The sequence below is a fragment of the Hymenobacter saemangeumensis genome, from assembly GCF_039541835.1.
GTDB classification, from domain to species: domain Bacteria; phylum Bacteroidota; class Bacteroidia; order Cytophagales; family Hymenobacteraceae; genus Hymenobacter; species Hymenobacter saemangeumensis.
This window is the reverse complement of record NZ_BAABGZ010000008.1, coordinates 135,422-156,198: the sequence shown is the minus strand read 5'-3', so window position 1 is coordinate 156,198 and position 20,777 is coordinate 135,422. Positions and strand designations below refer to the sequence as shown.

At 62.6% G+C, this 20,777-nt stretch carries 20 protein-coding genes; 6 read left to right on the top strand and 14 right to left on the bottom strand.

The window, feature by feature from the left end:
- Positions 1-2 precede the first annotated feature (2 nt).
- On the bottom strand, positions 3-704 hold the full coding sequence (locus ABD919_RS01905) for a head GIN domain-containing protein (protein ID WP_345233284.1): 702 nt from the start codon (positions 702-704) through the stop codon (positions 3-5).
- A gap of 753 nt (positions 705-1,457) precedes the next feature.
- Between ABD919_RS01905 and ABD919_RS01900 the strand changes: the two genes are divergently transcribed.
- Entirely contained in the window at positions 1,458-2,645 is a 1,188-nt protein-coding gene (locus tag ABD919_RS01900; protein ID WP_345233283.1) for a hypothetical protein, read from the top strand.
- A 292-nt stretch (positions 2,646-2,937) separates the two neighbouring features.
- Here the strand turns inward: ABD919_RS01900 and ABD919_RS01895 are convergent, their stop codons facing one another.
- The 5 genes from ABD919_RS01895 to ABD919_RS01875 form a co-directional block, all read right to left on the bottom strand.
- Positions 2,938-5,223 (bottom strand): PAS domain S-box protein, encoded by a 2,286-nt coding sequence (locus ABD919_RS01895; RefSeq protein ID WP_345233281.1) that lies wholly within the window; start codon positions 5,221-5,223, stop codon positions 2,938-2,940.
- 120 nt (positions 5,224-5,343) lie between these two features.
- Positions 5,344-5,784 carry a BLUF domain-containing protein gene (locus ABD919_RS01890; protein WP_345233280.1) on the bottom strand — a complete coding sequence of 147 codons (441 nt, stop codon included), beginning with the start codon at positions 5,782-5,784 and terminating at the stop codon, positions 5,344-5,346.
- A 347-nt stretch (positions 5,785-6,131) separates the two neighbouring features.
- The gene (locus ABD919_RS01885; RefSeq protein ID WP_345233278.1) at positions 6,132-6,872 is read right to left on the bottom strand and encodes a LytR/AlgR family response regulator transcription factor; all 741 of its coding nucleotides are present in this window, start codon (positions 6,870-6,872) and stop codon (positions 6,132-6,134) included.
- A complete protein-coding gene (locus ABD919_RS01880; protein WP_345233277.1) occupies positions 6,853-7,977 on the bottom strand; it encodes a sensor histidine kinase in 1,125 nt (374 codons plus the stop codon). Before ABD919_RS01880 ends, ABD919_RS01885 begins: the two co-directional genes overlap by 20 nt.
- Before the next feature lie 100 nt (positions 7,978-8,077).
- Positions 8,078-9,013 carry an alpha/beta fold hydrolase gene (locus tag ABD919_RS01875; RefSeq protein WP_345233275.1) on the bottom strand — a complete coding sequence of 312 codons (936 nt, stop codon included), beginning with the start codon at positions 9,011-9,013 and terminating at the stop codon, positions 8,078-8,080.
- Between the two features lie 263 nt (positions 9,014-9,276).
- Here ABD919_RS01875 and ABD919_RS01870 point away from each other — a divergent pair, with 263 nt between their 5' ends.
- The 3 genes from ABD919_RS01870 to ABD919_RS01860 all read left to right on the top strand — a co-directional run bounded on the left by ABD919_RS01870 (position 9,277) and on the right by ABD919_RS01860 (position 12,152).
- Entirely contained in the window at positions 9,277-9,786 is a 510-nt protein-coding gene (locus tag ABD919_RS01870) for a carboxypeptidase-like regulatory domain-containing protein (protein WP_345233273.1), read from the top strand.
- A gap of 89 nt (positions 9,787-9,875) precedes the next feature.
- The gene (locus ABD919_RS01865; protein WP_345233271.1) at positions 9,876-10,430 is read left to right on the top strand and encodes an RNA 2'-phosphotransferase; all 555 of its coding nucleotides are present in this window, start codon (positions 9,876-9,878) and stop codon (positions 10,428-10,430) included.
- Between the two features lie 309 nt (positions 10,431-10,739).
- On the top strand, positions 10,740-12,152 hold the full coding sequence (locus tag ABD919_RS01860) for a T9SS type A sorting domain-containing protein (protein ID WP_345233270.1): 1,413 nt from the start codon (positions 10,740-10,742) through the stop codon (positions 12,150-12,152).
- A 199-nt stretch (positions 12,153-12,351) separates the two neighbouring features.
- On the opposite strand, the gene ABD919_RS01855 is transcribed toward ABD919_RS01860, so the two are convergent.
- Positions 12,352-12,735: a transmembrane 220 family protein gene (locus tag ABD919_RS01855; protein WP_345233269.1), complete on the bottom strand. Its 384-nt coding sequence runs from the start codon at positions 12,733-12,735 to the stop codon at positions 12,352-12,354.
- Positions 12,736-12,944: 209 nt separating this feature from the next.
- Here ABD919_RS01855 and ABD919_RS01850 point away from each other — a divergent pair, with 209 nt between their 5' ends.
- Together ABD919_RS01850 and ABD919_RS01845 are read left to right on the top strand one after the other, a co-directional pair.
- Positions 12,945-14,420 carry a PQQ-dependent sugar dehydrogenase gene (locus ABD919_RS01850; RefSeq protein ID WP_345233268.1) on the top strand — a complete coding sequence of 492 codons (1,476 nt, stop codon included), beginning with the start codon at positions 12,945-12,947 and terminating at the stop codon, positions 14,418-14,420.
- A gap of 101 nt (positions 14,421-14,521) precedes the next feature.
- Positions 14,522-14,932: a c-type cytochrome gene (locus ABD919_RS01845; protein WP_345233267.1), complete on the top strand. Its 411-nt coding sequence runs from the start codon at positions 14,522-14,524 to the stop codon at positions 14,930-14,932.
- 15 nt (positions 14,933-14,947) lie between these two features.
- Here the strand turns inward: ABD919_RS01845 and ABD919_RS01840 are convergent, their stop codons facing one another.
- From ABD919_RS01840 to ABD919_RS01810, 7 genes are all read right to left on the bottom strand, one after another.
- A complete protein-coding gene (locus tag ABD919_RS01840) occupies positions 14,948-15,391 on the bottom strand; it encodes a hypothetical protein (protein ID WP_345233265.1) in 444 nt (147 codons plus the stop codon).
- Positions 15,392-15,725: 334 nt separating this feature from the next.
- Entirely contained in the window at positions 15,726-16,436 is a 711-nt protein-coding gene (locus ABD919_RS01835; protein WP_345233264.1) for a pirin family protein, read from the bottom strand.
- A complete protein-coding gene (locus ABD919_RS01830) occupies positions 16,433-17,017 on the bottom strand; it encodes a nitroreductase family protein (protein ID WP_345233263.1) in 585 nt (194 codons plus the stop codon). The genes ABD919_RS01835 and ABD919_RS01830 overlap by 4 nt, the downstream gene beginning before the upstream one ends.
- 126 nt (positions 17,018-17,143) lie before the next feature.
- On the bottom strand, positions 17,144-17,860 hold the full coding sequence (locus ABD919_RS01825; RefSeq protein WP_345233262.1) for a pirin family protein: 717 nt from the start codon (positions 17,858-17,860) through the stop codon (positions 17,144-17,146).
- Between the two features lie 135 nt (positions 17,861-17,995).
- Positions 17,996-18,529, bottom strand: coding sequence for a YceI family protein (locus ABD919_RS01820; protein WP_345233260.1), 534 nt, complete (start codon positions 18,527-18,529; stop codon positions 17,996-17,998).
- 256 nt (positions 18,530-18,785) lie between these two features.
- A complete protein-coding gene (locus ABD919_RS01815; RefSeq protein ID WP_345233258.1) occupies positions 18,786-19,514 on the bottom strand; it encodes a LytR/AlgR family response regulator transcription factor in 729 nt (242 codons plus the stop codon).
- A gap of 1 nt (position 19,515) precedes the next feature.
- The gene (locus ABD919_RS01810; RefSeq protein WP_345233257.1) at positions 19,516-20,604 is read right to left on the bottom strand and encodes a sensor histidine kinase; all 1,089 of its coding nucleotides are present in this window, start codon (positions 20,602-20,604) and stop codon (positions 19,516-19,518) included.
- Positions 20,605-20,777 lie beyond the last annotated feature (173 nt).

Below are 20,777 nucleotides of genomic sequence, written 5' to 3'. Positions count from 1 at the left end.
CCCTACTGGGCGCGGCGCACACTGCTGCCGCCACTGGCATTGGACTTCAGCACCCGGGCCTGGCCTTTGTAGCGCACGTCGGAGCCCCCGCTGGCAGTGGCGCTCAGCTCATCGTCTACGCTCACGTTGGCATCGGCCCCGCCGCTGGCGGTAATAACGGCCGCCTTGCTTTGCAGGCCAAAAGCCAGGTAGTCGGCCCCGCCGCTCACGCTCACCGTCTGGCGCTCTACGCGGCCATCGAGGCGCAGGTCGGAGCCGCCGCTGGCGGTGCCACTCAGGGTGCTGGCGTTTAGGGTCAGGGTTACGTCGGAGCCGCCGCTGGCCGTCACCCGGAAGCTGGTGGCTTTAATGGGCGACTGCCCACGCACATCGGAGCCGCCGCTGGCTGTCACGGCCTCCAGCTGCGGAGCCGTTACGTAGACGTTGGCTTTGCGATTGCTGCTGAGCAGGTTCTTCCAGGAGTAGCCCTTCTCCCAGTTAATCACCAGCGTGCCGCCCTTCACTTCGGTAATGAGGTGACGCTGCACGTCGTTGTCGGCCTCCACCACTACGGCGGTGCTGGGCCCCTGGGCCAGAAACACATCGATGCCGCCGCCGGCCTCTACGGCCCGGAAGCTGCCGGGGGTGCGGCTTTGTTTGGTTTGGGCAAGAGTGGTACCGGCCGTGGCCAGCAGCGTGAGCAACACCAGGGAGAAGCGCTTCATACGGGTTGAGCTGTTGTTAGTGGGAGTGTGTAAGCCTAGATGCAGCTACCTGCGCTGGCGTTGTCTGGGATTTTATTTTTGACGTTCGCCTTGCCGAAAATAGCGGCCTCAGCTGGCCCAGTGCGCCTTCTATTCAATAATTAAGATAAATTTCTCATTGCCTTTGCCCCAATGCTTGTGTTGGGCAGTATGGAAGCCTATCTTGCCGGCACTTTCCCCCGCCCCATCTCCTGAATGGGGCGCTGTGCTGGCCGAAGTATTTTCGGCCCTTCTCCTTCACCGCAGCTTAAGCTGCCCGTGAACCTCAGGCTTCCTGCCGCCGGCAGGCTACCCGTTGTTCGCATTGTGCGTGTACTGCCAGCCGGCTTCCGGCGCAGCCGCGTTTCTACCCCTTGCGCCCTCGGTACGCGGCTGGCTGCAGCAGCTGCGGTTGAAACCGCCCTATCAGCGGTTTTGCGTTTTCTCCTTTTGGTTTTCTGATGCCTGGCGACCCGCTTTGGGCACTATCGGTAGTGCTGTGCCCTTGCTCGCGCAGGCGCCGCCCGGAAACCTGCGCCTCCGGCTTTTTCGCTGCCCGCTGCTGCCCGGATAGGCTGGCGGCCGGGCCCCCGAATGCCCACGGCGCTGCGACATCACATGCGGGCCCCACTTCCCGGGCCCGGGCAGGAGCTACGCCTGCCAACAGGGGCGGCTGCCGAAAAGCCCCACCAAACCGAGTAGGCACTTCAACTCACATTTCAACTCAACCATACCATGGGCTTTCTTGGACTTATTCCGGCCGACGAGCTGGCCGCTGCTTACAACACCCAAACCAAAACCCTGACCCTCTTTGCCACTGGTGAAGTGCAGGATTACACTTACGGCATCACCTTCGCGCAGGTACCGCTGATGGGCGGCCTCAAGTTTCAGCTGGAAGGCTGGACCGGGCCGCTGCACGACTCGAAGTCGCCCTACACCCACGAGCAGAACTTCAGCATTCAGCTGCCCTCGCCGGTGGCGCCCTCGGGGCAGGTTATCATCGCCGATGCCAACCATCCCGAAGGCGTGGCCGTGGAGGTACGCTTCCTGGGCCTGCTCCCACCCGGCGAAAGCCAGCCCGCTCCTCAGCAGGCCGTAGCAACGGCCGCCCCGGCCATGGTGCCCGGCCACGAGCAGCTGAACGTGCTGTTCAAAATGCCCTTCCTGATTAAGGAAGCCGCGGCCGTACCCCAGGGCGGCAGCATCGCCATCAAGTTCGACTCCACTATGCTGGAGCTGCAGCAGGCCGGTATTGAGGGCAGCAACATTGCCTGGACGCTGAACTCCCTGCAAACCGGCAACACGCAGGTGGTAGTGAGCGTGTTCGGCGGCATCGCCCAGTACGTGCTGCAGAAAGTGTACGACGTGCGGGTGTTCGTGCTCGACGAAGTGCAGAACAGCAGCCCGGCCCCGCAGGCCATCCTCAGCTTCCTGGGCCGGGTAAACATTGCCGTGCGCCTGGTGCAGGACCAGTACCCCGACGCGGCCCTGTACGAGGTGGAGGCCCTGCCGCCCAGCCCCCGCTCCTGCACCAATCCCAACGAGCTGTCGAAGCTGAAAGTGGTGTTTCAGGCAGGCAAAGGCACGGTCATCATTGAATCGACGGGCTGGGGCACGTTTGGGCCGGTGCAGTACATCGCCCAGCCCTGGATGGAAGACGTGGTGATTCCCTGGCCCGTGCGCATGGAAGCCACTGAGGCCGACTCGCTGCTGAAGAAAGCCGGCTACACCGGCGCCTACGGCGCCATGACGCTGCGTCACCCCCTCTACCCCGGCATCAACCAGCCCTACTACATCTTCTCGATGAAAACCGGGCAATACGTATTTGTAGGAGTGAACGACAAAAAGGTGAGCGTGAATCCCGTGGGTCAGGCCATTCCGGTGGCCGAGGCCAGCGACGTAGCCCAGGCCCAGGAAGCCTAGCAGCTCCGCGCTCACACCTTCAGCCCTGCTGAAGGATAAGTACCATTTGGTAGATTTAAATGACTTCGGAAATGCCCCGGCTTTTGGCTGGGGCTTTTTTTGTTAGCCCCTCCGGCACCAGCCAAGCACTGCAACTATGCCGGACGACACCCTATTACCACCTGCTGTTCCGCACGAGCTGGCGCGCTGAAGCAAGAAGTTTCTGGTTCCTTGTTTCTGGTTAGAACGTCAACCAGAAACCAGCAACCAGCAACTAGAAGCCGCTGCTTCGCCAGCCATCCCGTAACAGCCCTTACTCAAACCAGTGCACCGTGAACGTGGTGCCCTCCCCCACGGCGCTGCTTACTTCCAGGTGGCCGCCATGGCTTTTCACGATGCGCTGCACCAGGTACAGGCCCACGCCGGCCCCGCCAATGTGGGGGTGTTGGCGCTCGAAGAGCTGAAACAGCGCCTCGGCGTCGCTGCGCAGGTCCATACCCAGGCCGTTGTCCTGCACCCGCAGCTGGGGCTGCCCGGTTTCCGAGAGGCTGCTGGCTACCACCAGGTGCGGTGGCCGCTCGGGGTGGGCAAACTTGAGGGCGTTGCTGAGCAGGTTATGCAGCACGCTGCGCAGGTTCGCCCGGCCGTAGAGCAAGGAAGGCGCCGCCGTGAAGTCGAGGTCGACGGTGGCGCCGGCTTCTTCTACCTGGGCGCGCAGGCCCAGCAGCACTTCGTCGGCCACGCTGCCCAGGTCGATGGCTTCGGCCGGGGCAGAAAGCTGGCGCTGCTGCTGCACGGTGTCGGCCAGGTCGCGCAGGGTCACATCGAGCTGGCCCAGGGCGTCGTCGACCATGCCCAGCATTACTTCCTGGTCGGCATCGTTGAAGGTGGCGCTGCGGCGCAGCTCGTCGAAAAGGCCGCGCAGGTTGTTCAGGGGCTGGGTGAGGTCGTGGGAAGCCGCGTACACGAAGGTGTCAAGGTCGCGGTTGGTGCGGGCCAGCTCATCGTACTGGGTTTGCAGCACTTCGCGCAGGCGGTGCTGGTCTTCCACGTCGGTGCAGGCCCCAAACCAGCGCGGCCCGCGGGTATCGGTCAGCTGCCGGGCCCGGATGATGTGCCAGCGGTACTGCCCGTCGTGGCGGCGCATGCGGTACAGGCCTTCGTAGGGCTCGCCGGTGGCCACGCACTGCACCCAGCGCCGCGCCGCCGCGGCCTGCTCGCTGGAGTCGAGCAGGGCCACCCAGCCGGTGGGGCCCAGCTCCTCGGCCGACAGGCCGGTGTATTCGGCCGTATGCTGGTTGTAGTAGTCAATAAACCCCTCGGCCGTAGCCGTCCAGATAAGCTGGGGAATGCTGTCGGCCAGGAAGCGCAGCTCGGCCTCGCCGCGTCGTAGGGCGTCGGCCAGCTCGCGCTGGTCGTGCACCTCGGTCACGGCCCCGTGCCAGAACACGGGCTGGTCGGGGGCGTGCAGCTCGGGCAGGGCGCGGCTCAGCAGCCAGCGGTACTGCCCGTCGTGGCGGCGCAGGCGGTACTCGTAGCTCCAGCCGATGCCGGCGGCGCGGGCGGCTTCCGACTGGTACTGCACCCGCAGCCGGTCGTCGGGGTGAATGAGCAGGGGCCACATGGTGCCCAGGTCGGCCGTGGGCGGCTGCCCCGTGAAGTAGTACCACTGCGGGCTCACGTACTCAAACCGGCCGGCCGCGTCGATGGTGAAGGTGATTTGCGGAGCCGTTTCGGTGAGCACGCGCAGGCGGGCGTCGAGGCGGCGCGTTTCAATGGCCAGCTCGTTGGCCCGCTGCCGGGCCTGCTCCTGCACGGTTACGTCGACGGCAAACACCAGCAGGCCGCGCACCTGGCTGTGCTCATCGCGCAGGGGCTGCAGGGAAATATCGAAAAAGCCCGGGCTGGCGGCTTCGCCGTCGGCGCCGGGCCGGGGCATGCCGTAGGCTTTGGCCACAAAGCCCCGCCCGGAGCCGTACACCTGCTGCATCACCTCCAGCAGGTCGGCGGGCACGGCGCCGGGGCGGGCCGTGAGGGCCTCCCCCACCGGCGCCTCGCCGCCCAGCAGGGCCTGCATGGGGGCATTCACAAACTCAAAGCGCAGCTCGGGCCCCAGCAGCGTGGCAATGCTGGCCGGCACGTGGCGCAGAATCTCCTGGAACTCCAGGTCCTGCACCCGCAGCTGCTCGGTAAGCTGGCGGGCGGGACTGCCCTCGCGGCCGGGCCGGCGCGTGGTTTTTTCCGTTTTCTGGGCCGTGCACAGCACGTAGCCGGGCCGGGGGCCGGGCCCAGGCCGAAGCTGGGGCTGCCACCACTGCGGCTCATCACCGGCAGGGCCGTAGGGAACCGGCGGCAAGGGCGGCAGCTCCCGGGGGAAAGCGGCCAGAGCGGCTTCGGCGCCTTCGCACCAGGCTTTGCCCAAGGCCGCAAAAGGGTTTGTCTCCGACAAGCTGATTCCTTCTACTTCAGCAGCCTCTACCCCGGCAATAGCCAACAGGACCTCGGAGGCGGCCAGCACGCGGCCGTCGTTGCCCAGCACCAGGGCCGGCAGCGGCTGGGATGAGAACAGAAAAGCGAAGTCAGCAGGGGCTAGTGGCATAGGCAGATAACGGACCGTCGTTGCCGGCTGTTTTCCGAAGCTGGCAGTTCACGGTGGTAAAAGCTCCACAAAACCGATAGGTAGCGGCCTTTGTTTTGAACGAGTTAGATACCGGCTAATTTACGCTTGCGAGTCGACTGCCGGCTCGGGGCCGAATACGGCCTGGCGCAGCAGGTCCAGGAGCAGGGAGTCGGCAATGGTGAGCGTGGCGGGGTTGGCCGGGGCCTCGTCGGGCGAGAAGAAGTCCTGGAACTGGGCAAAGGCGGCCGGCTCCAGGGGGTGGAACGCCATAGACCAGCCATCGAAGCTGCGGGCCGCAATGGGGCGCTTGGCCAGCCGGATAACGTTGGAGTGGCGCCCATCGCGGGAGATTTTCTCAAACAGGGGCTCCAGCACCTCCGCTTCGCCCTCGATGAGCTGGGCAATGTTGCCGTGGCTGTAAAACAGCACGCCGGACACGTTGTGTCGGGCATTGTCGCGGCGGCACTGTTCGAGCAGCTCCCGCAGGTTGTCGTCGGACAAGGGGCGCACGGCCCGGCTCATGTAGATAATATGAATCATGGATAATTGGCAGCGGCCGGGAAAGACCTGCAAGATACGGCCGGGCTTACTCTCGGCCGGCAGCCGGGGCTGGCAGGCGGCTGGGCTTGCTTTTCCTTTAGAAAGACACCATTAAAGCGGCCTGCAGGTCAGTGCACCCTTCTTTGGGCAGTTAAAAGCTAAAAGTGAAGAGTTAAAACCCGGACGGATTTTCAACTCCTCACTTCTATACTTCTCGCGAAGTGGTCTGCGAAACCTGAACGATGTAGAGAAGCAACCCAAGGTCAGCGTCTCTACATCCGCCAGACGATTTTCGCAAGGCTCTTTGGGACGAGTATCATTCTCAACCCACCGAGAAAGAACCACTCTTACAGGCTCAGCAGCTCGCGGAAGCGTACCGACTGCTGGCGCGACACCTCCACCTCCTGCCCGTCGGTGAGGGTGATGCGCAGGGTGTTGCTAAACCAGGGCTCGATGCCGGCAATCCACTTCAGGTTGACAATCTGCTGGCGGTTGGCGCGGAAAAAGACTTTGGGGTCGAGGCGACTCTCAAGCTGCTGCAGGGTGCGCGGAATCAGGGGGCGGTGCTCCTCGAAATGAATGCGGGTGTAGCTGCCGTTGATTTCAAACAGGCGGATGTCGGCCAGGCGCACAAACCAGCACCGGTCGCCGTCTTTCACAAACACCTGGTCCTGGGCCGTGAGCGGGGCCGGGGCGGGCTCCTCCGGCTGCGGGGCAACGGGCACTGCCGCGGGCTTGCTGAGCTTGGCGCGGGCCTTGGCCAGGGCAGCGGCCAGCCGGGCTTCCTGCACGGGCTTGAGCAGGTAGTCGAGGGCATTCACCTCAAAGGCCTGCAGGGCGTACTCGTCGTAGGCGGTGGTGAAGATGACCTGGGGCGCAGCCTCCAGCGAGGCCAGCAGCTCGAAGCCGCTGGTGCCGGGCATGTGAATGTCGAGCAGCAGCAGGTCGGGCTGCAGGGCCTGAATCTGTTCGCGGGCCTCGTCGGCGTTGCGGGCCTCGCCGGCAATGTGTACCTCGGGAAAGGCCTGGAGCAGGTGGCGCAGCTCGGTGCGCGCCAGGCGGGAGTCGTCAACCAGCAGTGTGTTCATAGGAAGCGGAAGTAAGGGCGGGGCGGGTAGCGGGGAAGCCGGTGACGGGCAGGCACAGCTCGGCTACCACGGTGTCGGCCTGCTGGGGGTCGTTGGCAATGTGCAGACTGGCGGCCGGGCCAAACAGCAGCTGCAGCCGCTCGCGGGCGTTGCGCAGGCCCACGCCTTCGTGGCCGGGGCGGGGCTGGTAGCGGCCGGTGTTGCGCACGGTCACCAGCAGCTCGGCGGCGTCGGGGCTGAGCTGGGCGCTGAGGTGGATTTCGCCGCCCCCGGGCCGGGAGGCAATGCCGTGCTTGATGGCGTTTTCCACCAGCAGCTGCAGGGTCATGGGCGGAATCTGCACTTCGAGCGCGGCCGGGTCGGCCACCAGGCTGTAGCGCAGGCGCTCTTCCAGCTGCATGGCTTCCAGCTCGCAGTAGTGGCGCACAATCTCCAGCTCCCGGGCCAGGGCCACCTTCTCGGTGCTGTTGAGCTGAATGGAGTAGCGCAGCAGGTCAGACAAATGGGTAATCATGTCGCGGGCGCGGGCGGGATTTTCCAGCACCAGGGCCCGGATGTTGTTGAGGCCGTTGAACATGAAGTGGGGGTTTATCTGGGCCTTGAGGCTGCGCATCTCGGCCTCCTGCACGGCGGCGGCCAGCTTCCACTTGTCAATCTCGGCCTGCTTGTAGCCGTCGAGGTAGTGCAGGCCGAAGTAGATGGCCGACCAGCCCCACATAGTGAAAAACACGTTCAGGGCGTAGCCGATGTACTGCACCCAGGGCATGGCCTTCAGCTCGCCCGGCGGTGGCACCAGCAGAAACATCAGCACGGTGAGGCTGCCGATAATCACCTGGCTGACTACCCCAATAAGCACATGGGCCACCAGCAGGCGGGGCAGCAGGGCCGCAATGGGCAGCTTCACCCAGCCATGGCGGCGCACGTAGTTCCGAAACAGGTGGCTCAGGCCAAGCAGGGTGCCCGTCACCCAGACTTCGATGGGGATGATGTAGACCGAGAACTTACCGAAGATGGCGGCCAGCGCGCCCCCGAATAAGCCGTACAGCGTCCAGCTGATAAGCTGCAGCTTCCAGTATAATCGGGGTCGGATAGTGAAGGACGACATGGCCGGCAGTGGGAAAACAAAGGCAAGTTAGAGTAGGGCGGAATTCCATTCCGCGGAAAAGGTGGTCGGCTCTGTTGGCCTCGCGGAATGGAATTCCGCGTTACTTCCTGGCCTGCCGCAGGAAGCTGTCGGCCTGGGTGAAAAACCAGGCGGTGTCGTCCCACATCAGGAAGTGGCGGCCGGCTTCCGACATCTCGATGCGGTGCTGGGGCAGCTGGGCGTACTGCTGGGCGAAGATGGCGCGGGTGCTTTCCATGGTGGAGCCGTAGGCTTTGTAGGCGGCCCAGGCGCCCAGCACCAGCACCGGCTGCTGGATGCGGGCCAGGTCGGCGCGCAGGTCGGTGGTGCTCAGCTCATACATGGCCTGGCCCACGGTGGCCGGGTCGGAAGCGACGCCCCAGCGGTCGGCCAGGGAAATGCGGGCCGTGTCGGTGATGAGGCCGGCCAGCATCTGGCGGCGGGCGGCGGCGGGCATGGGGCCGCTTTGCATCTGCTTGCGCATGGCTTCGGCGCGGGGCTTCACCTTTTCCGCGGTCAGGCTGGGGTCCTGAATGGCCGACATAAAGGGCAGAGAATCCAGAATCAGCAGGGGGCCCAGGGCGTTGGGCTGGGTGCTGCTCATCCACAGGGCCAGGAAGCCGCCGAGGCTATGGCCAACTACCACGGGCTGGTTCAGCTTCTGCGCTTTCACGTAGGCCAGCAGCTGGTCGCGCACGGGCAGCAGCAGGGGGCTGGCGCCGGGCACGGCGGGCTGTCCGCCAAAGCCAGCCAGCGACACTACGTGGCACTGGTACTGCTTCTGGTAGTGGGCCACGGTTTCGTCCCACACGGCGCCGGGGCAGGTCAGGCCCGGAATCAGCAGCATGGGCTGGCCTTTGCCAACCACTTTCACCGTGAACAGCGGGTGGGCGGCGGGGCTGTCGGCAGCTGGCTGGGCTAGCTCGGTAGTAGGGGTGGCACCTATTGCGCTGGCAATGGCAGCGCCGGTGAGGAACAGGGCCAGGGGCAGGCAGCGGGCGATGGAAGTGAGTTTCATAAGGATTCGGGGCGTTTTGGTGACATGATGATGCAAACCTAGCGGCGCCCCTAAGCCCTCGAAACAGAATTTAAGCGAGCCGTCGAACGGGCGGCCGAACGGTTATTAAGCCCGGCGAATGGTATGCCTGGGAAGTAGCCTCTTTCAAGCGGCCCTGCTTATGTCTTTCTTTTTTACCAAAAATCATGTGTTCGTTACAAACCAGTGCTACACATTAGCGTATCAGGCGCAGTGTATTGTAGTTCTACTCCTATTGCCGCCTTATGCGTTCCTACCTACTTCTCAGCGCCTGTATTGCGCTTTTGACTGCTGCTCCGGCCCTGGCCCAGCAGCACAAAGCAAAGGCTGCGGCCAGCCGCACTGCTAAAACCAGCAAAGCAGCACCACGAAAGCAGCAGGCCGCTCCGAGCCAGCCGGCTGCACCGGCAATGCCGGCACCGAGCGAGCCCGCCGCGCCCGCCCGCCTGGCCTGCGCCCCTTTAACCGGGCAGGTGCTGGACGTAAACAGCCGCCCGCTTATCGGTGCTACCGTGATGGTAAAGGGAACCTCCCAGATATACGTCACCGATGCCGAGGGACGCTTTCAGCTGGGCGACGCCATATATGCCGACCAAGTGCTGCTGGTTGAGTCGCCGGGCTATACCGTCCAGGAAATGTCGCTTGCCGACTGCTCCCTGCCTGTCATTATGCTGAAGCCGGCTCCCGGCACCCGCATTAAGCAAAGCGGCAAGCGCGCCGGGCAGGTAATACGGATGGGCAACAACGGCCTGTAAAGCGGCCTGCCCGTTTGTCGTAGAAAAGCCCGGCCCAGACAGGACCGGGCTTTTTTGCGGCTTTCTACACCTTCGCTATTCACTTTGCTATGCTATCCGAAGCTGAAACCACCCAAATAAGCAAGTACCTCAGCCTGGTGCTGCGCCACAAGCCCGAGATGATTGGCCTTGCGCTGGACGAAAACGGCTGGACCGACGTGCCCACCCTGCTGCACGCCCTGAGCCGCCGGCAGATAACGCTCAGCCTGGCTGACCTGCGCCACGTAGTGGCCACCAATAACAAGCAGCGCTTTGCCTTCAACGACGACCAGACCCGCATCCGGGCCAACCAGGGCCACTCGGTGGAAGTAGCGCTGGGCTATGAAGAAAAGCAGCCACCAGCGCTGCTTTACCATGGCACGACGGTACGCTACGTGGGCGATATTCTGGAAGAAGGCCTTAAAAAGCAAAGCCGCCACCACGTCCACCTAAGTGCCGACGAGGCCACGGCCCGCACCGTAGGCCAGCGGCGTGGCAAACCCATTGTGCTGGGGGTGAAAGCCGCAGAAATGGCCGCCGCCGGGCACAGCTTTTACCAGTCGGCTAACGGCGTATGGCTTACCGAGCACGTGCCGCCGGCATTTATCGAGCCTTTGCCTGAATAAGGAAAACCACATTTATGGCCCCCAATTCAAGCAGGCAGTATTATAACTGTACTATGTATAAACACTACAGTTTTTGCACTTTTCAATAAAACGGGTAAGCAGGGCATTTATTTAAAAATCTAATCATTAACTCTTTATTAAAACCATCATCTTTGCAAGGGACTGAACCATTTTTATCCGGGCTTGCTTAGCTTTGCAATCCCCTTCTTTTGAACTTCTGGCTAAAGTGCAGTTTATCTACCGCCCCGCACGGGCTGAAGTTCTATTTCTACCACCAGTCCTATCCCTAATTATGTTACCTCCCCCCACTTGGTTCGTCCACTACTTTTCCTGTTTGGCAGCCTGCTGACGCTGACTGCCCGGGCTCAGACCCCAGCCTACAACTTTTATTACGGCAACCTGCATTCGCATACCAGCTATTCGGATGGCAACCAGGACGAAGCGACGTCGGGCGCCAGCACACCGGCTGATGCCTACGCCTTCGCCGATGCCTCGCTGCAAATGGACTTTCTGGGTGTGAGCGAGCACAACCACTCCCAGGCGGGGATGCAGCGCAGCAACTACGCCCTGGGCCTGCAACAGGCCGCGCAGGCTACCAACCCACAGTTTGTGGCCTTATTCGGTATGGAATGGGGCGTCATCTCGGGCGGCGGCCATATGCTGGTGTATGGAGTAAACCAGCTCCTGAACTGGGAAGCGGGCAACCTCGACGTGTTTGTGCCCCGCAACGACTACCAGGCCCTGATGCGGCAGATTAACCGGCGCCCCGGCGCCTTCGCCCTGTTTGCCCACCCCGCCAACCTGGACTACGGCGACCTGGCCGGCGCCGCCCCTTTCAGTCCCACGGCCGACAGTGCCGTGGTGGGTACGCCGCTGCGCTCGGGCCCGGCAACGTCGACCAACGTCACGTATTCCAACAACAGCACTTCTTCCTTCGAAAGCACTTACCAGCGCATGCTGGCCAGGGGCTACCACGTGGGCATGGGTTTCGACCACGACAACCACAACACCACCTTCGGCCGCAGCACAGCCGGCCGCCTCGTGGTGCTGGCGCCCACCCTCACCCAGGCCAGCATTATGCAAGCCATGCGCGAGCGCCGCTTCTATGGCTCCGACGACTGGAACGTGCAGGTTACCCTGAGCTGCAACGGGGCGCCGATGGGCAGCATTCTGACCAGCCCGGCCCCGGCAGCTCTGAGCGTCACGGTGAGCGACCCCGACAATGAAAGCATCCGCAGCATCACCCTGATGCGCGGCGTGCCTGGCAGCCTGGTCAACGCCGTAAGTGTGGCGACCAGCACAACGGGGGCCGCCGCCCTGAGCTATACCGACCCCGCCCCATCCGGCACGGCGTATTACTACGCCATCATTATTCAGGCCGACGGCAACCGTATCGTGACTTCGCCCATCTGGTATACCCGCAGCGCAGTAGTTAGCGCCGCTACCGTGGCGGCCAATCCCCTGGCATTTGAGGTATTTCCCAATCCTACCCCCGGCACCGACGTCACGATTTCCTATTACCTGCAGCATCCGGCGGCCGTGAGCCTGGAGGTGATTGATGTACTGGGCCGTAAGGTGTACGCTCTAAGCCAGAACGAGGTACAGGCCAGCGGCCCGAAGGCCTACACCCTGCCTGCCACCGGCCTGCCGGCTGGCATCTATACCATCCGCCTGACGCAGGACGGCGTCGTAACGCATCGCAAGCTGGTGGTCAGCTACTAGCAGCCCACAGGCAGCGCCGGGTCAACCAGTCGGCGCATACGGATTGTTGTTTCTGACCAGTTTTTTAAGTGGAGAAGCCCTGACGAATGAAAGTTCGTCGGGGCTTTTTCTTTAAACGACAATAGCCGTGGGCCGGGCCCTGCGCCAGCGGCCGTGTGCCATCTCAACTCAAGCATTCCGGTGCTATACTGCGGCCGGTTCAGCGTTTTCCTGTCCATGCCGGGGCAGGAATTGCTGCCCTCCGGTAGCTCCGCAGCCAGGCGGCGGCCCCCAGGCCCAGGGCGGCAATCAGCAGGCCGAGCGATTCCCGCCCTTCTTCCACGGTAGTGCCCGGGTTCATGGGGCCGGTCAGGCCGTCGAACCGGGCGGGCCACCACCACAGGGCCAACGCTACATACGCCAGCGCCAGCCCCGCCGGCAGCCAGCGCGGCATTTCCCGGGCAGTAGCCGCCCAGGCCATTACGGCTGCCGGCACCAGGTACAGCGTTACCCACAGTGCCGGGTCGGGGTCGTTGAGCTGCAGGTAGGCGAAAGCCAGGTACATCAGGGACAGGCCCCCGAATAAGTAGCGGTGACGGCGCATAAGCAGTAAAAAATCAGCTCCTTCTCATAGGCCATCAGCTAACCGCGCGAATGGCACATTGCAAGGCATGACCACCTTACGCGGGGCCTGGGCAAAGGATACACGCCGCCCGTACCGCCCAATGTAAGCTCAACCATAACTTGGCATCGGCGCTACGAGTAGAAGAGCAGTCCGGCTTCGCTGTCCGGATTTCTTTTCCTTCTCTCTTTATGCCAACACCTACCCTATTTCACCGTTCAGCTACTGGCTTGGCGGCCCTCGCCCTTGTGCTCACTGGCAGCCTTACCGGCTGCTACAAGCTGCGGGGCCATTACGGCGGCCCCAAAACCTATGAGCCCGCCACTCGTCGCCTCGATGCCGCCGACGTGGCCCTGCCCGCCGGCTACAAGGCGGAAGCCATTGCCCAGGGACTGACCTACCCTACTGGGGTGGCGTTTGATGCCCAGGGCACGCCCTACATTCTGGAGGCGGGCTACAGCTACGGCGAAGTATGGACGGCGCCCCGCCTGCTGCGGCTCGAACCCAACGGGGAAACCAAGGAGGTATACAGCGGTGGCAAGAACGGCCCCTGGACGGGCCTGGTCTTCCACGAAGGCGCCTTTTACGTGTCGGAAGGCGGCAGCCTGGAGGGCGGCCGCATCCTGCGCATTACGCCCGCCGGGCAGATGTCGGTGCTGGTCGACAAGCTGCCCAGCCTGGGCGACCACCACACCAACGGCCCGGCCATCGGCAGCGACGGCTACGTGTACTTCGGGCAGGGCACGGCCACCAACTCCGGCGTGGTGGGCCCCGACAATGCCGACTTCGGCTGGCTGACCCGCAACCCCAAGTACCACGAGATTCCCTGCCAGGACATCACCCTGGTTGGCCAGAACTTCGAGTCCGACAACCCGCTCACGGAAGACAAGAAAGACAAAGTCACCACCGGTGCCTACCTGCCTTTTGGCACGCCCAGCACGGCGGGCCAGGTAATAAAAGGACAGCTGCCCTGCACCGGCGCCATCATGCGCGTGCCGCTGCGCGGCGGGCCGCTGGAGCTGGTGGCCTCGGGCCTGCGCAACCCCTTCGGGCTGGCTTTCCACCCCAATGGCACGCTCTACACCACGGAGAATGCCTACGACACCCGCGGCAGCCGCCCGGCTTATGGGGCCGGCGATGTGCTCTGGGCCGTGAAGCCCGGCACCTGGTACGGCTTTCCTGACTTCTCGGCCGGGCAGCCCATGAACACCTCCGACTACGAAACGCCGAAAAACGACCCCAAATTTCTGCTGGCCAAGCACCCGCAGACGCCGCCCAAGCCCGCGGCCATCCTGGGCGTGCACTCCTCTTCCAACGGCTTCGACTTTTCGCGCTCGGCCAGCTTCGGCCACGTGGGCGAAGCATTTATCGCCCAGTTCGGCGACATGGCCCCTAACGTGGGCCGCGTGTATGGCCCGGTGGGCTTTAAAGTGGTGCGCGTGAACGTGCAAACCGGCGCCGTCGAAGACTTTGCCGTAAACAAGGGCCGCACCAACGGGCCCTCCTCGGAAATCGGCCGGGCAGGCCTGGAACGGCCCGTAGCTGCCCGCTTCGACCCCAAGGGAGAAGCGCTCTACGTGGTCGACTTCGGCATGATGCCCATGACGGAGCAGGGGCCCTCGCCACGCAAGCAAACCGGCGTGCTCTGGAAAATATCTAAAATATAATGGTTGTCAGATGTTCGTTGTCAGTTGTCAGTATCGTTCTGCCGGCTGCTTCATCAGAACAACCTGACAACTGACAACCAACAACTGACAACTACCACGCTATGAAACGCGCTTCCTCCCTGCTCCTGCTGCTGCTTGCCCTGTGGCTGGCCGCCGCCTGCACTACCGCCCGGCGCTCCGAGCCCGTAGCGGCCCGCCCGGTACCGCTAAACGATGCCCGGCTGGCGCGGGGCCACCTCGTGTACATGGAAAACTGTCAGAAGTGCCACCCCGGGGGCGAAGCCGGTGCCGGCCCATCGCTGAACAATGTTCCGCTGCCGGGTGTGGCCCTGCGCGCCCGCGTGCGCAGTAGAGCCTTTTTCCTGGGCGTGGGCCGCATGCCTTCTTTCAAGAAAAACGAAATCAGCTCCGAGCAGCTCGACGACCTGGTGGCCTACCTGAAAGCCCTGCGCCGCGCCAAACCCGACGAAGCCCTGACCAGCGGCCCGGTGCGCGACCCGAAAAAGCTGTAGCGACGCGAGCCGCCGCTACAGGCCGGGGCCGAAGGTGCGGCAGGTGCCCAGCCAGTGCATAGCCGCCTGCTCTTCCACAAAGCGCTGCACGCGGTACGGGCGCCCGTCGAAATATGTGAGCGGCGGCACTTTAACATCCTGCTCCAGGTCTTTCAGGTGGCTGGGCATGAACAGGAAGGCCAGATTCACGGGCGGGCCCAGGCGCTCGCCCAGCAAGGGGAAAAATGTTTCCACCATCCAGGGCGTCGCCTGCTGGTTGGCGTGGTTGCGGCGGCGGGCATCTATCAGCCACAGCCGGGCCTCAAAAGTTTCGGCTGCTTCCAGCAGGCGGTGGTAGCCGATGCGCAGCTCTTCTTCCGTGGGTTGGCGCAGCCAGCGCCCTACCAGCACTTCCAGGTCGGTGCGGTACTGGTACTCGAGGTAGTCGAGGGCGACGGCATTGGTTTCGAGGAGAGGCATCAGCGGGTTGATAGAGCGGAAAGCCTGAAGGTACCACGGCCCGACTTATAATTCCTGGAAATAGCCTTTCGCCCCCCTCTTCGGCACCTGGTCTTGAAGGCCTCTACGCATTGTCCCCAGTAAACCAGGAGAAACAGCAAAGGGCTTCCGCGCGCGGAAGCCCTTTGCTGTTTCTTCTAGCAGGCCTTGCCACCTGCCGCTGCCATTAAGTAGTCGCTCAAAAGTAAACGAGTTGTTAGTTGTTAGTTATTAGTTGTCAGCTCGTTCTTACAATGCAACTATCAGAACGACCTGACAACTAACAACTAACAACTAACAACTGACAACTGATAACTTAATGATTGATTGGAGCCTCAATCAGCAGGAAGCGGGTGCCGGGGCCACAGGCCAGGCTGACCTCTCCGGTTTCCCAGAGGCCGATGCTGTCGCGGGCTGCCAGCTGCTGGCCGGCTACCTCTACGCTGCCGCTGATGACAAACACGAACAGGGCCTTGTTGAGCGGGTTGAAGCTATACGCCACTGTCTGCGGCTCTTCGTAGTAGCCAAGCGAGAGGCGGGCGTTCTGATTTATCCAGCAATGCGCCTGGCCTTCTTCGTTGCTGACAATGGTGGTGAGGCGGTTTTTGCGCTGCTCCTCCGGGAAGTGGCGGCGCTGGTAGCGCGGGGTGATGTTCTGCAGCTTGGGCTCAATCCAGATTTGCAGGAAGTTCACGTCGTCGTCGCCCACGTTGTATTCTTCGTGGCGCAGGCCGCTGCCGGCGCTCATTATCTGCACCCAGTCCTGGTGCACCACGTCCTTGTAGCCCATGGAGTCGATGTGGTTCATGCTGCCGGCTAGCAGCACGGAGATGATTTCCATGTTGGCGTGCGGGTGAATGCCAAAGCCCTTGCCGGGCTCCACAAAGTCGTCGTTGAAGGCCCGCAGCAGGCCAAAGCCATTGCGCTGGGGGTTGGCGTAGCTGCTGAAGCTGAACGTAAAGTTGCTTTTCAGCCAGCCAATGTCTTTGCGGCCGCGCTCATCGGCGCGGGTGATGGTGTATTTCATACGGTTACGGGCAGCTGCTGGGGGAATACAAACTCGTCGAGAGCCTTGCGCCGGCGCGGGGCCAGCTCGCGGCTGCGGAAAGGCTCCTCCAGCTGCTCGGCCTCGCCGGGGTAGCCCAGGGCCAGGAAGGCCACTACGTCGAGGGTATGGGGCAGGCCAAACACCTCGCGGGTGCGGGCCATGTCGAAGCCGCCCATTACGTGGGTGCCCAGGCCCAGCGCCGTAGCCTCCAGGGCCAGGGTGGCGTTGGCCGCGCCCACGTCGTGCATGGCCGTGCGGTTCGGTTGCCCATTGTCGTAGTGAGTTTTCACCAGGGAGATGGCCAGCACGGCCGCATGGCGGGCCCAGGGCTGGTTGCCCGGCAGCAGGCAGCTAAGCAGGCGCTCAAAAGCTTCGGTGTCGGCCTGGTGCGCGTAGATATAGCGCCAGGGCTGCTCATTCATGGCGCTAAAGGCCCAGGAGGCGGCCTCAAACACCTGGTTGAGCGTATCAGGCGCAATGGCCTGGCCGGTGAAGGAGCGCGGGCTCCAGCGCTGGCGAATCAGCGGGCTAACGGGATAAGTGGTGGGGGCGGTTTTCATCGAATAAAACAGACGTTGGGGTTAGGACTTCAGAGCTTAGATATTAGACCTTAGACATGAGACGTTAGAAAGTTCTTTCGGCCGAACGATTCTCATGTCTAAGGTCTAAGGTCTCATGTCTAAGCTTTAAAACTCCATCGGCACTTCCATGAGCAGGATTTCGGCGTCGGCATCGGCGGTGATGCTGAATTGCTCGGTGTCCCAGATGCCAAAGCCGTCGCGGCGCTGCAGGGCCTGCCCGGCTATGCTTACCTCGCCTTCCAGCACAAAGGCATATACGCCGTTGCCGGCTTTCTTCAGCTGGTACTCGGTGCTGAAGCCTTTGTCGAGCTTGCCCAGGTGAAACCAGGCATCCTGGTGCAGCCACACGCCTTCGTCGTCGGGGTTGGGCGATACTACCTGCAGCAGGCGGTTGTGGCGGTCTTCGAGGCGGAAGCTCTGCTGGTCGTAGCGGGGCTTTACGTCGCGGTCGTTGGGAAACACCCAGATTTGCAGGAACTTCACCGGGTCTTTGGTGCTGTGGTTTTTCTCGCTGTGGGCAATGCCGGTGCCGGCGCTCATCACCTGCACGTCGCCCTGCCGGATAACCGCCTTGTTGCCCATAGAATCCTGGTGCTCGAGGTCGCCCACCAGCGGAATGGAAATAATTTCCATGTTGTCGTGTGGGTGCCGCCCAAAGCCCATGCCCCCGGCCACGGTGTCGTCGTTCAGCACGCGCAAGGCGCCGAAGTGAATGCGGGACGGGTTCTGGTAGCCGGCAAAGCTGAAGCTATGGTAAGAATTCAGCCAACCGTGGTTGGCGTGCCCCCGGGTGTTGGCGGAGTGCAAAACAGTCTGGGCCATTTCTCAGGTCTTAGGTATTAGGAACTTAGGGATTAGTAGCTCAGGTATCAGGCTTGCTTAGGTCTTGGCCTTCGTGATGAGGAAATGGTTGAAAAACTACCCAAGACCTAACGACCTAATACCTAAGCCCTAAAATCAACCCTGCTTCACGAGCTGGATTTCGCTGTGCAGCTTGATTTCGTCGCTCACTACCACGCTGCCGGCTTCGGTTACGGCGTTCCAGGTGAGGCCGAACTCCTTGCGGCTGATTTTGGCGTCGACGGTAAAGCCGGCCTTGGTCTGCCCGTAGGGGTCGACCACGATGCCGCCCAGCTCCACGTTCACCGTCACGGGCTTGCTTACGCCGCGAATGGTGAGGTCGCCGTGCAGTAGGGCCGTGTCGTCGCCGGTTTTCTCAAACTGCCGGCCCACGAAGCGAATCTGCCCGTGGCTGGCCGCATCGAAGAAGTCGGCCGACTTCAGGTGGGCGTCGCGCTGCTCGTTGTTGGTGTTGATGGAGTCGACATCGGCCGTGAAGACGATGGACGAGGCCTTGCTGAAGTCGTCGCCCTCGGTGCTTACCTCCAGGTCGAACGTTTTGAAGTAGCCCGTGACGGTGGTAATCATCAGGTGCTTCACTTTGAACTGCACTTCGCTGTGGGCGGTGTCTACTTTCCAGTTGGTGGCCATGGTATTAGGGTTTTTGAGGGGAAGAAAAAAAGGTGATGGGGCAACGCCGGTTGCTCCGACGCCACCACGCCGCTTTTCCAGCTGCGCGCTACAAATGTACATACATTTAATGTACATACATTAGTTCCGGCAAAAATTTTTCACCCCTCCCTAAAACAGCGCGGTCCGCAAGACCGGCTCCCGGTGGGGGCCGGCCTTGCGGACCGCGTCGATACGTTTGCCAGCAGCAAGCAGAAGCAGGGGCTGGGCGACCAGGTTAAACCCAGCGACTCAGGAACTGCATGAAGGCGTCTTTGTATTGGTCGCCCACGGGGATGGTAAAGCCTCCAATCTGCACCGTGAGGCGGCGCACGGCTTCAATCTTATCCAGGGCCACAATAAAGGAGCGGTGAATGCGCAGAAAGCGGCGGGGCGGCAGCTTTTCCTCCATGGTCTTGAGGCTCATCAGGGAAAGCAGGGGCTTGGGCGTGCTTTTCAGGTGCACCTTCACATAGTCTTTCAACCCCTCCACGTACAGAATATCGTCGAAGGCCACGCGCACCAGCTGGTACTCGGCCTTGAGAAAGAGGTGGTCTTCCTCGGTGGCCGGGGCGGCCTCCTGGCTGGCCTGCTGCCGCTCCACGTAGTTGCGGGCCTTGGTAGCCGCCCGTAAAAACTCCTCGTAGTTGAACGGCTTCACCAGGTAGTCCAGGGCATCGACGCGGTAGCCTTCCACCGCGTACTGCGAAAAGGCCGTGGTGAACACAATGCGCGGGCCGTCGGGCCCCAGCACGCGGGCCAGCTCCAGCCCGGTAAGCTCCTGCATCTGAATATCGAGAAAAGCCAGGTCGACGGTTCCCTTGTGCTCGTGCAGGCCGCGCAGGGCTTCGATGCCGCTGCCATAGCGGCCCACCAGCTCCAGAAACGGCGTTTGTCGGATAAAGGCACACACCAAATCCAGAGCCAGGGGCTCGTCATCAACGGCAATGCACTTGAGCGTGGTCATGCTATGCTACTTGAATGGTGAGATGAACCCGGAATTCGTTTTCGGGCGTGCGCTCGTCTACCTGCAGCTGGTAGCGCCCGGGGTAGAGCAGGTCGAGCCGGCGGCGGGTGTTGGCCAGCCCGATGCCGTTGCTGCCGGCCAGGTCGGCGCCGGGCGCGGGCAGGCGGGAGTTGCGCACTTCCAGCTCCACAATACTGGCCTGGGGCTGGCGCAGGGCAATGCAGATGTGGCTGTGGGCCGTGGCGGCCACCCCGTGCTTGAAGGCATTCTCAATAAAAGGCAGCAGCAGCATGGGCGCAATGGGCGCGTCGTGCAGGGGCTCGGGCCGGTCAAACACAATGCGTACCCGGTCGGTAAGGCGCAGCTGCATCAGGTCGATGTAGTCGCGGATAAAATCGGCTTCCTGGCCCAGGCAGGTGCTGCCGCTGGTGGTATCATACAGCACGTAGCGCATCATGCGCGACAGCCGGTGAATGGCGGCGCGGGCCTTCTCGCCGTCGCTCAGCGTAAGCGAGTAGATGTTGTTCAGCGTGTTGAAGAAGAAGTGCGGGTTTATCTGGGCTTTCAGCGTGGCCAGCTCGGCCCCTACGCGCTGCTGCTCCAGCTCCTGCCGGGTGCGGGCATCCTGTTGCCAGTGCTGCACCACGGCAATGGCGGTGCTGATGCCCAGCACCAGCAGCGTCGTCAGAATACTTTTGGGGTCGAAGCGAAAGCTGCCGATGATGGTGCGCGGCGGCGGCGGCGGCAGGTTAATGGCCTCAAACGCCCGGTTGATAAGGTTTGTCAAATCCAGGGCGGTGCTCAGGGCCCAGCTCAGCAGCTGAATGCCGGCTACCAGCCCCAGCAGGGCCAGCCCCAGCCGGCCCATGTGCCCGCGAAACAGCAGCCGGGGCACCAGCACGCGGGCGTTGAAGTAGAACAGGGCTATCCACACCCCAAACATCAGCGCCTGCTTTACCCAGAACTGCGTGGGCAGCGAGGTGAGGCGCCCGGTAAGGGGCTCAAACAACAGAAAGGTGACGCCGAACAGCAGCCACACCAGCACATGAATAAGCGGGGTGAGGTAGCGCCGGAGCGAGAATACAGCCATAAGACATGAAGGGGCTGTTACAAACTTAGCCTTTCCCGTGCCCCTGCGCACTGGCGCCCGACCGAGAGGTTTACTCCATCGACTACTGCCCCCGATTTATCGGCAGGCCGGAGCCATTGGCGGCCACCCTTTGCAGCCTAAGGCCCTGCAGGATACCCGTAGCGCGGAATTGC